This window comes from Brachyspira hampsonii 30446 (genome assembly GCF_000316195.1).
Lineage (GTDB): Bacteria > Spirochaetota > Brachyspiria > Brachyspirales > Brachyspiraceae > Brachyspira > Brachyspira hampsonii_C.
Genome location: NZ_JH994110.1, coordinates 1 through 12,402 on the forward strand (window position 1 = coordinate 1; position 12,402 = coordinate 12,402).

Annotated in this window: 10 protein-coding genes, 1 tRNA gene and 1 pseudogene; 4 read left to right on the forward strand and 8 right to left on the reverse strand. The window is 25.8% G+C overall.

The genetic code is table 11. The annotated features are described in order from the left end of the window. The 3 genes and pseudogenes from A966_RS14045 to A966_RS00175 all read left to right on the forward strand — a co-directional run. Positions 1–112: pseudogene (locus tag A966_RS14045) on the forward strand (Rpn family recombination-promoting nuclease/putative transposase); the annotation flags it as partial. A 386-nt stretch (positions 113–498) separates the two neighbouring features. Continuing rightward, positions 499–969 (forward strand): 6,7-dimethyl-8-ribityllumazine synthase, encoded by a 471-nt coding sequence (gene ribH / locus A966_RS00170; RefSeq protein ID WP_008721196.1) that lies wholly within the window; start codon positions 499–501, stop codon positions 967–969. A gap of 178 nt (positions 970–1,147) precedes the next feature. Next, a complete protein-coding gene (locus A966_RS00175) occupies positions 1,148–1,636 on the forward strand; it encodes a rubrerythrin family protein (protein ID WP_008721198.1) in 489 nt (162 codons plus the stop codon). A 461-nt stretch (positions 1,637–2,097) separates the two neighbouring features. Here the strand turns inward: A966_RS00175 and A966_RS00180 are convergent, their stop codons facing one another. Continuing rightward, complete coding sequence (locus A966_RS00180) at positions 2,098–3,438, reverse strand: CoA-disulfide reductase (RefSeq protein ID WP_008721200.1); 1,341 nt, start codon at positions 3,436–3,438, stop codon at positions 2,098–2,100. A 492-nt stretch (positions 3,439–3,930) separates the two neighbouring features. On the opposite strand from A966_RS00180, the gene A966_RS00185 reads away from it, so the two are divergent. After that, a complete protein-coding gene (locus A966_RS00185; RefSeq protein ID WP_008721202.1) occupies positions 3,931–4,935 on the forward strand; it encodes a tetratricopeptide repeat protein in 1,005 nt (334 codons plus the stop codon). Here the strand turns inward: A966_RS00185 and A966_RS00190 are convergent. The 7 genes from A966_RS00190 to A966_RS00215 all read right to left on the reverse strand — a co-directional run bounded on the left by A966_RS00190 (position 4,932) and on the right by A966_RS00215 (position 11,538). After that, positions 4,932–5,390 carry a PepSY-like domain-containing protein gene (locus tag A966_RS00190; RefSeq protein WP_008721204.1) on the reverse strand — a complete coding sequence of 153 codons (459 nt, stop codon included), beginning with the start codon at positions 5,388–5,390 and terminating at the stop codon, positions 4,932–4,934. The genes A966_RS00185 and A966_RS00190 overlap by 4 nt on opposite strands. 128 nt (positions 5,391–5,518) lie before the next feature. Next, positions 5,519–5,668, reverse strand: coding sequence for a hypothetical protein (locus A966_RS13505; RefSeq protein ID WP_008721206.1), 150 nt, complete (start codon positions 5,666–5,668; stop codon positions 5,519–5,521). A gap of 265 nt (positions 5,669–5,933) precedes the next feature. Then, positions 5,934–6,197, reverse strand: a complete 264-nt coding sequence (gene rpsT / locus A966_RS00195; protein ID WP_008721208.1) for a 30S ribosomal protein S20 — start codon at positions 6,195–6,197, stop codon at positions 5,934–5,936. Positions 6,198–6,226: 29 nt separating this feature from the next. After that, positions 6,227–6,301, reverse strand: a tRNA-Asp gene (locus tag A966_RS00200). 901 nt (positions 6,302–7,202) lie between these two features. Continuing rightward, a complete protein-coding gene (gene fabV, locus A966_RS00205) occupies positions 7,203–8,381 on the reverse strand; it encodes an enoyl-ACP reductase FabV (RefSeq protein ID WP_008721210.1) in 1,179 nt (392 codons plus the stop codon). 354 nt (positions 8,382–8,735) lie between these two features. After that, positions 8,736–10,070, reverse strand: a complete 1,335-nt coding sequence (locus tag A966_RS00210) for an McrC family protein (RefSeq protein ID WP_008721212.1) — start codon at positions 10,068–10,070, stop codon at positions 8,736–8,738. A gap of 67 nt (positions 10,071–10,137) precedes the next feature. After that, positions 10,138–11,538, reverse strand: coding sequence for an McrB family protein (locus tag A966_RS00215; RefSeq protein ID WP_008721215.1), 1,401 nt, complete (start codon positions 11,536–11,538; stop codon positions 10,138–10,140). Positions 11,539–12,402: the final 864 nt, after the last annotated feature.

The following is a 12,402-nucleotide window of genomic DNA, read 5'->3' on the forward strand; positions in this document are numbered from 1 at the left end:
TGAAAAAAATAAAGCAATATCTATAGCTAGAAATTTTAAAAAAGCTGGTATAGATATAAAAATAATAAGTGAGAATACAGGTTTGAGTATAGAGGAAGTGGAAAACTTGTGAGTTTATTAAATAACAAGTTTTCTCATATAATAAATAATATTAGATATAATAAATAATATTAGATATAATAAATAAAAAAAGCTAGACTACTGCCAAGCAAATAATAACAAACGAGTTGACGAAGTCTATCTCATAAAATATGCAGTAAGGTATCTTTGCATAAAAGTCAGTGCTTTGGTTGCTAGCTTATAATAGCTGAGGACTTATAAATATTTTGAAACGACAATAAGACAGTGTAAGAAAATTATTAAGTTTTATGAAAAAAAGTCAAATATAAAAACTGCAGTCTTTTTGGTTCTTTGGGTCACCAAAAGAACTGGGGTTTGGGGTGAAACCCCAATAAAAATATTAAGACCTAATAATAACAATAATAAAGGATAGTTAAGATGAAAACTTTTGAAGGAAAACTCGTTAGTGAAAAACCAATTAAAATTGGTATAGTATGTGCCAGATTCAATGAATTTATTGTTTCTAAACTTTTGGGCGGTGCTTTGGACGCTTTATCTCGTCATAATATTAAAGACGATGATATTACTGTAGCTTGGGTGCCTGGTGCTTTTGAGATACCTCTAATAGCTTCTAAAATGGCTAAATCCAAAAAATATGATGCTGTTATATGTCTTGGTGCTGTTATAAGAGGCTCTACTACCCACTATGATTATGTTTGTGCTGAAGTATCTAAAGGTATTGCTAATGTTTCGCTTAATTCTGATGTGCCTGTAATGTTTGGAGTTTTAACTACTGAAAACATTGAGCAGGCTATTGAAAGAGCTGGAACTAAAGCTGGAAACAAAGGATTTGATTCTGCTATGGGTGCTATTGAAATGGTAAACCTTATAAGAGAAATAGAAAAATAATATTATATTAATACTATATCATAAAAAAACAAGGGTTTAAATTATTTTTTATAGCTCTTGTTTTTTTATTGTCCTTATTTGTATTATTTGTTATATTTAATAATATTAAACATATAGACTTTTTATTATATTAGTATATAATACTTATTAATAAATATTACTAATAAAGGAGAGCCCTATGAAATTAAAAGGATCTAAAACTGAAGTTAATTTGAGAAATGCTTTTATAGGTGAGGCTATGGCTAGATGCAGGTATATGTATTATGCTGAAAAAGCCCGTGAAGAAGGTAGAGAGGATGTAGCAGCTGTATATGAGAAATTTGCCAGAAATGAACAGGAACATGCTAAGATATGGTTTAAAAACTTTCATGGTATACTTAGCACTGAAGAAAATTTAAAAGAGTCTATAATGAATGAAAATTATGAATCTATAGATATGTATCTTTCTTATGCTAAAACAGCACAAGAGGAAGGCTTTGATGATTTAGCTATGGCTTTTATGAATGTTGCTAGAATAGAAGACGGACATAAAAAAAAGTTTCAAAGTTTGCTTCGAGATACTAAATTAGATATACCAAATTGGCAATGCGATATATGCGGTTATATAGATTCTCAAAATGAAAATCCTGCAATATGTCCGCTATGTCAGAATTGTATAAAAAAATAAATAATCAATTATTAATATCCTATTGTAAGTTATACTATTGTCTAATATAGAATTACTTGCAATAGGATATTAAAACTTTATTTACATACCCCGCCCTTTTTACTTCAAGGGTTTTAATATAAAATTTAGGCTTTATATATGTTTAAAGTCTATATAGAAAAAGCATGCCCGCCCAAGTGTTCTTTAAATTTTAAATCTATTTCACGCACTGTAAACAAAATTTTTTATATAATTAACATGTTATTATTAATGAGTATATATTGATAGCTTCATTCTGCGTGCGGTTAAAGAATCATAAATACAAAAAAAAACTTGGGTGGGACTCTATATTTTCTTTTGAGATAAAAAAGAATAATAATTTAGAAATAACAAAATAAAGCAGAAAATATAGAGGGTGGGGAGTGAAAATAAATCAAAAAACCATACTGCATTAATAATTATGCAGTATGGTTTAAAATTATTTATTTAGCTGCATTTCCAACCACATTCAAAGAGTCCCAAGTCCTTGCAAAAGGAGGAGCATAACATAAGTCAAGCATTCCTAATTCATCTACAGTAAGCCCGGCATATATACAAGCAGCTATAACATCAGCCCTCAATACAGCACCTCTTTTTCCTAATATCTGACCTCCTATTATCTTTCTGCTGTCAGCTAAATATACAAGTTTTATATGCAAGTCCTGATAACCAGGATAATAATGAGTATGATCTAAATCTTTTACCGTAACAGTTTTATAGTTAATATTTCTTTTTTTAGCTTCTTCCTCTGTTATTCCTGTTCTTGCAGCTTCAAGTTCAAAAGCAAGTATGCATGCACTAGTTAAACTTCCTATAAACTTTTCATGCCCTCCTACTAAATTGCTAGCAACCATTCTACCCAATTTATTTGCCCCTGTAGCAAGTGCAGCATAAGTTTGATCATTCAATACTTTATCATATATACTAGCACAGTCCCCAGCTGCATATATAGAATCAATATTTGTTTTTCCTTCCCTATCAACTAATATAGCACCATTATCCATTAATTTTATGCCGGCATTCTTAGCTAAATCAGTATTAGGTGTAACTCCTATAGCAACAACAACATAATCAGCATCATATTTTCCCTTATCTGTAACAACTGCTTTTACATTATTGTTACTATCAGCTTCTAAACCCTGCACTTTTTCATTTAGATGTAAGTCAACATTTTCTTTTATATGCTCTATCACCATATCAGAAAATTCTTTATCAAATTTCTTTCCGAATACTCTGTCTGAACGCTGTATAATAGTAACATTTTTTCCTATATGCTTCAAAGCATGAGCTGCCTCAATAGCTATAAATCCTGCACCTAATATAACAACATTTTTTATACTAGAGTCTTTCATTTTTTCTCTCATGTTAATAGAATCACTAAACTCTTTTAAAGTAGATACATTTCCTATATTGATATTTGCTATATTAGGTATTATTGATTTTGCCCCTGTAGCTATAAGAAGCGAATCATAATTATCTTCAAATTCTTTATTATTTATTATGTCTTTAACTAATACTTTTTTATTTTCAGCATCTATTTTCAACACTTCATGCTTCACTTTTAAGTCTATTCCCGACTTTATAGTAGCCTCAGCAGTTCTTGCTATCATAGTATTAGGGCTTTCATAAAAACCGCCTACATAATAAGGCATACCGCATGCCCCCCAAGATACAACATCCGTTTTTTCATAAACTGTAATAACAGCCTCTTTATCTAATCTTCTAGCCTTGGCAGCCGCACTCATTCCGGCAGCAACGCCTCCTATTATTATAACTTTTTTCATTTTTTACTCCTTTTTTATATACCTATATGTAGTATATTCAAAAATAATAGGTTTGTCAATTTTTATTGCTTATTTAAGTAATATAATAAAATTTTGTCAAATTACAATGACATTTTATTTTTTACATAATAGAGTTGTTTCAAAACTGATTTTATTATTAATTGAGTGGACTAGTCCTGAGAATCACTCTGCGTACTTCGCAAACCTGCACTTATTTTGTGTAACTATCCGCCAGACAGCCTGACGAAGTCCGCCTCGCGAAGCGTGCCTTTGGCAGGTGTAGGCAGGCAAAAAACTGAGTATTTATATACTATAAATAATAAATTATACAACATGTAAAACCTTGTTTTTATAATTTATAAAAATTTTATATATAATCTTCTCAGGTACTTTTAAAATAAGTTTAATATATATTAAAATTAAAAGTTGAAAAAAATTAACTTAAAGATATACTATTATATATAATTATTTTTTTAGGAAATAAAATCAGCTATGGACAATTCATCAGATTACAGCCTTCAAAATAAAATAGATGATATGATATCTCATTATAAAGAAATATGTAATAGAGAACCAAACAATCATAAAGCTAGAATAGATTTCGGCGTATTTTATACCCAATTAGGTAATAATAAAAAAGCCATTGAACTTTTTAAAGAGGCATTAGTCATAAATAATAGTGATTACTCTATATGGCGTCTTATAGGAATATCATACACTAAAATAAATGATTATTATAATGCTATAGCTCATCTTGAAAAAGCTTATGAAATGGAAAATAATGATTATATAAGTCTTAATTGGCTTGGAAAATGCTATGTAGAAGTAGGAAGATATGAAGATGCAGTAAATGTTTTAAATAGATCTTTTATGATAGCACCAAAAGAATATCTTAATTGGCGTACTTTTGGTATAGCATTATATAATCTAAAAAGAACAGATGAGGCTATAGAATCTTTTGAAAGAGCTATAGAACTTAATAAATATGATTATACTAGTTTATATATGCTTGCCATTTCATATAAAGATAAATACGAATATAAAAAGGCTATAGATATATTAAAAAAAGTAATAGAGATAGAAAAAAATAACTATTATGCATATTTTAATATGGGACTATGTTTCTTTATGCTTAATGATTTTGATAATGCTGTATCTTCTTTTAATAGTGCTTTGAATATAGATAATAAAGATTATTTGCTATGCTATTATCTTGGGATTTCTTTATATGAAACTAAAGATTACATAAATGCTATATCATATTTAAATAAAGCTATAGAAATGAATAACAGACATTCATCTTCTTATTATTATTTGGCTCTTTCATATTATTCAGCCGGACTTTATGATAATGCTGTAAATGCATTGGAAGAATGTATTAAATTAGATAATAGCAATAAAGAAGTTTATATATTACTTGCTAATACTTATAATGCTATGGGTGATAGAGATAAATCTATAATAGCATTCAATAAAGCCAAAGAAATAACATCCTAATTATCAGTATCTTCTTTATCTAAATTTTCCTGACTGATTATAATACCGTATCCTGTTATTTCCATCGAATATTTGTCGTCTAATTTGATAATAAAATTTTTATCTTTACGCTCTATCTCAGTTATTTTAGAATGAGGATATTCATTATCTATAACATTAACCATAGATTTATGTATGCAGCTTCTTGGTATTCCAATATTTTTAGTTTCATCATTGATTATAGATATTTTTTTCCAGAGTCCTGTATTATAAAAAATAACTTTATATCCAAAATCTATATCAACTTCATATCCTCCGCCATTTTGATATAATGAAACTGACTCTATATTATTTCCAGGGAAATTAAGATTTAAAAAATTTTTTGCTTTCAAAGGCAGAGAATTTTCTGTTATAGTTTGAGAATATATATTTAAATTAAATATAAATACAAGCAAAATTAATTTTAAATATTTCATAATATTTATTTTCGTATTTTATAATTATAATGTTAGAATTTTTTATATTATACTTCTTTAAAACTAATTCTAACAAATACATTTAAAAATACCAGCTATATAAAATAACCGGTATTTTTATAATGTTTTCAATATTTTTGAAGAACATTAGTTTCTTGTTCTGATATGTTATTCTTAATAATATCATTATATTCTTGAATTAAGGAATTATAATCTTCATCATTAAATATAATAGAATCATCATAATTATTATTAAGAAAATTTAAGTTATTAATCATAATGGTTCCTCCTTTTCTATAAGGCTTAATCATATTTAGAAGCAATATATTATAATAAAAAATATAGATTAATTACCATTAAGTATTATAAAAACTATATACTATCAAACAACTTAAATCTTATATTATAATAATAACAAAAATTTATTTTAAGAAATAAAAAATATATATTTTTTATAAAAAACATATTAAAAAAAAATAAAGCGATAAAAAAGACCTACACATTTATATGTATAGGTCTTTGTATTTCCAATTAAAAACAAAATTAATTCATAGCATTAATTTTTTTAATCATATCAGATTTTTTAGCAGCTGCTCTATTAGCATGAATAACAGATTTTCTAGCAGCTTTATCTAAAGCACTTGCATATTTTTTAAATTCTTCTGAAGCAAGATTTTTATCATTACTATCTACCGCTTTAATTACTTTCTTTTTTTGAGTATTTAAGAAACTTTTAATTTTTCTATTATAAAGATTTCTAACTTCATTCTGTCTTAATCTTTTAGATGCGGAAGCTATATTAGGCATTGTAATTTACTCCAAGTTAAAATAAAATGCGGAGTTGACGGGGCTCGAACCCGCGGCCTCCTGCGTGACAGGCAGGCGCTCTAACCAAACTGAGCTACAACTCCAAATCAGTTAAGGAATGTTTTGTATTATATACTAATTATATTTTTTGTCAACTACTATAATTAAAAAAAATTTAAAAATATATATTAAAATTATCACTATTATTATTTTTTTTGTATATTTAATATATAAATAATCAATATTAGAAGCATATAATAAAAAATATAGAATTAGTAAACATTAACAGCTTAACTAAATTTATATTATAAAAATTGATTTTTTAATTTTTAATACACGCACGTTGAATGTTTTATATAAACATATATAGATTATCAATCATAATAAACAATTTATATAAATTAAATAAAACGTGCGGTGTATTAAATTTAAAATTAAAAAAAATTGTGTGGGAAGCTAAAAATTCTTAATTAGACATAAAAAAATAGAAAATATGAATTGCAAAATACACAATAAGAATAAAGGGTGGGATTTAAAATAGCACAAAAAAGAAAAGTAATTAAAATACTAATTCTTCTAATTTTAATTAAACAACAAAATAATATTTGATTAATATATTGGCTTGTTTAAAAAATAATTTTATTTATGATTGAGCGAAATAATATATATTTATACACTATAATAATTTATGTAACATATAAAACATTTTTTAATAATAAAACCATGAAAAGTTTATATATAATATTATCAAGTATTTTTAAAACAAATCTACTTATTGAAAAGAATTTCATTAAAAAATATAATTAATACTACATTTCTACAATATTAATTACTTAATTCTTATTTCGTTATTATACCATAATAATCTGCTCATAAATATTATATAAAATGACTTTAGAATATATAATATAATAATTATTAGAAAGCCAAATATAAAAAAGTGAGATCCAAATATGAAATATATTCAAATCTCACTAACAATCAATATTAATTTACAGCATTAAATTATATCTGCACATCTTGGCTATAGTCAATACCTTCCTCATCAAAGCCATGCATATTCATATAATCTTTTCTGAATAATGCCAGATCTGCTATTTCTTTCAAATTATCCTTTGTTAATTTATTCCAAGAATCTAATACTTCTTTTTGAACATCTTCTCTTAATTCCCAATCATCTAATCTTATTCTATTTTCACTGTCAACAGGTATTTCGTCTCCATTAAAAAGTTTCTCATTTAAAAGCCTGTACATTTGCTCTATACAGCCCTCATGAATACCTTTATTTTTCATCACTTTAAATAATATACCTATGTAAAGAGGAACTGTAGGAATAACTGCTGAAGATCTAGTTACTACTGCTTTATTTACTGATACATAAGCATGTCCTTTTACTTTATCTTGCATCTCTTTATCTAGATCATGTGCTGTTGCCTCTAAATGATCCTTAGCTTTTCCAATAGTTCCTTCTCTGTATACGGCTTTTGTCATTTCTGGTCCTATATAAGAATAAGCTATATTAATAGCATTTTCAGCTAATAAATCAGCATTAAGCAAAGCATCTGTCCATAATTTCCAATCTTCTCCGCCCATAACTTTTACAGTAGATTTTATATCATCTTCATTGGCAGGATCAATAGATACCTCCAATAACTCCTCTGTAAGAAAATCTACACCTATTCCATTATATTTTTTTCCTATAGGCTTTAAAGATGAACGGTAAAGTGTTCCTGTTGATTCATCCATTCTCACAGGAGCCGCCAAGCTATATATAACTAAATCTATTTTTTCGCCATTGAAAAATGTTTTAGCTTCTTTAATAACTTCTTCTTTTGAAGCATTTAAAAATGCATCCAATATTAAATTTTTATCCTCTATTCCATCTTTTTTAGCGAAAGAACCAAAAGCCTCATTATTATACCAACCAGGTGTAGCTGTTCTTCTTGCTGTAGCTTCTTTTTCAAATGACACACTCATTGTTTTAGCACCTAATCCATAAGCTATAGCTATTCTGCTTGCAAGTCCATATCCGCCTGAGCCACCTAATATAAGTGCATTCTTTACATTAGATTTCACTTTAGGCTGTGATTTCACATAATTAATTTGATTTTCTACCTCTTTGGCACAGCCTAATGGATGAGCTGTTATACATATATTATTTAATATTTTTGGCTCTACTACCATATTGTTTATTCTCCTATTATTTTTTTATTACAAACTAATTTTATAATACTTTATAATAAAATTGTTTTTTTTTCAATGAAAAAGCAACAAACTCTCTTAAAAATAGATGATAGCATATTATTCATTAATAAAAAATTAATTACACCTGCCCGCCCTCTAGCCTATTCATAAAAACTGTCATTTTTGTGCTATTTTTCTTTTTTATTCTATTATGTAATTTATGCTCCCCACCCAATATTTTTTAATTTTTACAGCAAATGTACCGCACGCTAAACAAAATTAAAAATATTGATTTACCATGATTATAAATAGTAATAAAATTTAAAATTTCATTTACCGTGCGTTAATCAAAATTTATTTTAAATATTCTTTTAATTCATTTTCGATACTTTTCATAGCTTCAGAAAATTCTTTTATATTATTGAAATTTTGATTAGGAATTTTCAAAGCATATTTATATATAGTACAATTAGCATAACTGTTATAAACATTATTTAAAATACCTATTTTTATAATTTTATTTTTATCAGTATAATTAGTTTCTTCCAATGGATAAATAAATCCAGCATTTTTTGCATTAAGTGTATAAGCGTAAGAGACTATTTGATGTTTATCGTTTCTATCTATATTTTCGCTGCTGTAATTATCAAGCCTTTTATATTTAGCATCAAGCACTATATTATTTTTATTGTCATCTGATAATTTATAGAAGTCCGGATAAACTCTCCAAGCATTATTAAGTAGGTTTATACCATTCTTTGATTTTCTATTTTCTGCATGAATAAAATTTATTTTGCTTAAAAAAGTATTTAAATATTCTTCAAAAAGCCAAGCCCCGTCAAATAATAGTCCGTATACAGTGTTATCATCGCTTCCATATTTTAATTTTTCATGCCTTAATATCTGAATGCATATTTTCCTTAAAGGCTCATATTCATAATAGTAGGGGTGAGATAATTTTTTTAAGTTTTTGTTTATAATGCTTTCTCTTTTATTTCTATCATAATTAGAAGCAGAATAAAATATCTGCTGAACATAATTTTTTATTTCATTGTCATAATTTAAAATATATCTGTTTTTTATGTTTATATATTCTATGGTGTGCCTTATTAATTGTGTAATATTATTATCATAACTGTATTCTCTGGTATTGTACGAAATTTTACCATTGAAAGGAATATTATTTTTGATGTATCTGTTAATATCAATAATTCCTTTTATATTGGCATCATTATGTTTTACTGATTTATACTGTTTGAAAAGCCCCTGTCTTAATGCTTTCTTAAAAAAACTTATAAACATATAAATCAAAAAATCAAATGAATCGTCATAATCCTTACTATGCTCCAAATTAATAATATTAAGATTAAGCACTTTCATAAGCATGTAGTGCAGAAAATAATCATTATCATCATTTGCAAATCTTGAAGATATTTTTATTTGAATATTTTTATAGCTTATAAATCCCATTATATTATTAGTGCATATACTGTCATTAATAATATCAAATATCTTATTTTCTTCTTCCAAGTCTTTACTTTCTTTTATAGAGTTAGGAAATATTATAATATTATTTTTAACATTAGAAATAGTTTTTCCTGCTATTTCTTTAAGAGAATTAACATCATTTTCTAATAATTTTTTCTTACTGTTATCTTTTAATTTAATAATTTTATTATTTATATTCATTTATTATTTAAAACCATATTAATTTTAAATTAATTATCTATATTATCATTTATATTGGTATATTGTTCTATATTACTTGTACATTTACATTAGTAGAAATTAAATTATAAGCATTTTTTAATTCATCAAGTTCACTTTCATCATCAGGCATGCCTCTTAAATACTCATATAAAAGTCCTTTCAAATGATTCTCCCATAAATTATTAAATGCCTCTTCTTTATTATCTATTGAATTGTCATAATAATTTTTTAGTTTTAGAAAATAAGAAGCCCCTATATGATATGAAGAATTAAAGCCTTCAATTTTCTCTATCGCCTCATTTAACTTATCCATTCTTTCTTTAGCTTCAAATAATATCGCATTATCTAAAATATTATCAAGCATATTTTGTGTATCTTTAGCCTTAATTTCTTTCCAAGCAAATCTCCTACGCATAGCAAAATCCATACTCTCAACGCTTCTGTCAATATCATTCATAGTGCCTATTATATAAACATTCTCTGGAACAAAAAATCCGTCTTCAAATTCATCATCTGTTTCATCATTACTAATTAAATTATTATATTGTGTTTTTACTCTTCCAATTTCTCCTCTGTATCCAGTATCAATAGCAAAAAATAATTCTCCAAAAATTTTTGAAATCTCTCCTCTGTTAATCTCATCTATTATAAATACGAATTTACTGCTTCTGTTTTGCAAAGCATTCTTGCAGAACTCTTTAAAAACTCCGTCCTTTCTTTCAAATCCAATATTTCCATTAATGTCTTTAATAGGTCTTAATCCTTCAACAAAATCTGTGTAATCATAAGAAGGGTGAAACTGCACAAACTTGCATTGATTTTTGAAATTATCATCATATTCCAAATCTTCTGTATATTCCTTATTATTGCCAAAAATCATTTTAGCTGCAACCTGTTTAGCCAAATAGGTTTTTCCTGTACCAGGGGCACCTGTAAGTACAATATTATAATTTTCTTTAAGAAGTTTAATACAGTTTTCTTTTAAGTTTTTCATATCCATATTTCCTGAATATTTTTTTAATAATTTGTCTATATTAGATTTGGTGATACTGTCTTTGATATTGCAAAACCTTCTTGCCTGAGAGCTGAAATTAAATTCATCTTCTAAACTTAATTTGTATAATTTGGCTTTAACACATAATATAGTATCATCAATATAAGAGAGATAATTTTTGATTTGTTCTTTATCTTTATTGTCATATTCTTCTATTAATTTATCTAATGTGATAGAATCTGAAAGAGCTATACCTACAGCTTTTATTTTTATACCTTCAGCAATGACTATTTTTGTTCCTTTTTTGATGTATGTATTTTTAGTTTTTTCTAAAGCCTTTTCATAATCTGCATCATTATCTTTAAATCCTACAAATGCTATATTATATTTGAGAAATATTTCATCTAAAAGCGATTTATCTCCCCATCTGCTTCCAAAATAAATATATGACATAAAAATACCCTAACATTTTATATTTTGTAAGTATATAAAAAACAAATATAAAATCAATGTATTTTTTTATATTAATATTTTTTAATGACATATATAAACTTATTATAAATACCATAAATTTCAAAATATCCTTTTTCATTTATTGTATTAGAAATATCATCTATAAATTTAATTAAATTATTTTTGATAATAGTATATTCATTTAATTATGAAACATCTTTTTGACTATTAATTAAATTCTTCAATGCTCTTTTACAAAATTATTTAAAAATTCTGTCTTTCAAATACAATATTGCCATTACTCTTTTTAATTGGTCTTAATCCATAAACAAAATCAGTGTAATCATAAGAAGGGTTAAAATTTACAAACTTACATTGATACTAATTATAAATTCAAGTTTCATTTATTTTTTATTTAATTTAAAAATCATACTCGCTTTGAATTAAATTTAAAATCATTTAACGCACGGTTAGTTAAATCATCAATATAATAAAAATTTCAACTGCAAATAATTTTATATTTTTAGTTTTACTCTGCGTGCGGTGTATATACTATAAATTAAAAAAATATTGGGTGGGAGGCTAAAATGACTGTTTAAATTTTTAAATAATAAAAATACAAAAATAACAGAAATAATTGAAAACCTAAATGGTGGGAAGTGTAAATAAACTTTAAAACCTATTTTCATACTCCGCCCTCTAAAGTTTACTGCTTTACTTTGGATTTTAATATTAATTATCTTTATAGCTTAATTATAATTTATTAGCACCCGCCCAAGTGCTGATTAGATTTTCAATCTATTTAACGCATGATTTAAGTTATTATTTTATGAAATTTGAATTAGATTGTTCATAGACTTATAT

What these genes read in the sequence shown, in the direction of transcription:
- A966_RS13505 (WP_008721206.1), bottom strand. Translation starts at nt 5,668, where the DNA reads ATGATTAATAACTTAAATTTTCTTAATAATAATTATGATGATTCTATT.
- A966_RS00215 (WP_008721215.1), bottom strand. Translation starts at nt 11,538, where the DNA reads ATGTCATATATTTATTTTGGAAGCAGATGGGGAGATAAATCGCTTTTA.
- A966_RS00210 (WP_008721212.1), bottom strand. Translation starts at nt 10,070, where the DNA reads ATGAATATAAATAATAAAATTATTAAATTAAAAGATAACAGTAAGAAA.
- A966_RS00185 (WP_008721202.1), top strand. Translation starts at nt 3,931, where the DNA reads ATGGACAATTCATCAGATTACAGCCTTCAAAATAAAATAGATGATATG.
- A966_RS00180 (WP_008721200.1), bottom strand. Translation starts at nt 3,438, where the DNA reads ATGAAAAAAGTTATAATAATAGGAGGCGTTGCTGCCGGAATGAGTGCG.
- fabV (WP_008721210.1), bottom strand. Translation starts at nt 8,381, where the DNA reads ATGGTAGTAGAGCCAAAAATATTAAATAATATATGTATAACAGCTCAT.
- A966_RS00175 (WP_008721198.1), top strand. Translation starts at nt 1,148, where the DNA reads ATGAAATTAAAAGGATCTAAAACTGAAGTTAATTTGAGAAATGCTTTT.
- ribH (WP_008721196.1), top strand. Translation starts at nt 499, where the DNA reads ATGAAAACTTTTGAAGGAAAACTCGTTAGTGAAAAACCAATTAAAATT.
- A966_RS00190 (WP_008721204.1), bottom strand. Translation starts at nt 5,390, where the DNA reads ATGAAATATTTAAAATTAATTTTGCTTGTATTTATATTTAATTTAAAT.
- rpsT (WP_008721208.1), bottom strand. Translation starts at nt 6,197, where the DNA reads ATGCCTAATATAGCTTCCGCATCTAAAAGATTAAGACAGAATGAAGTT.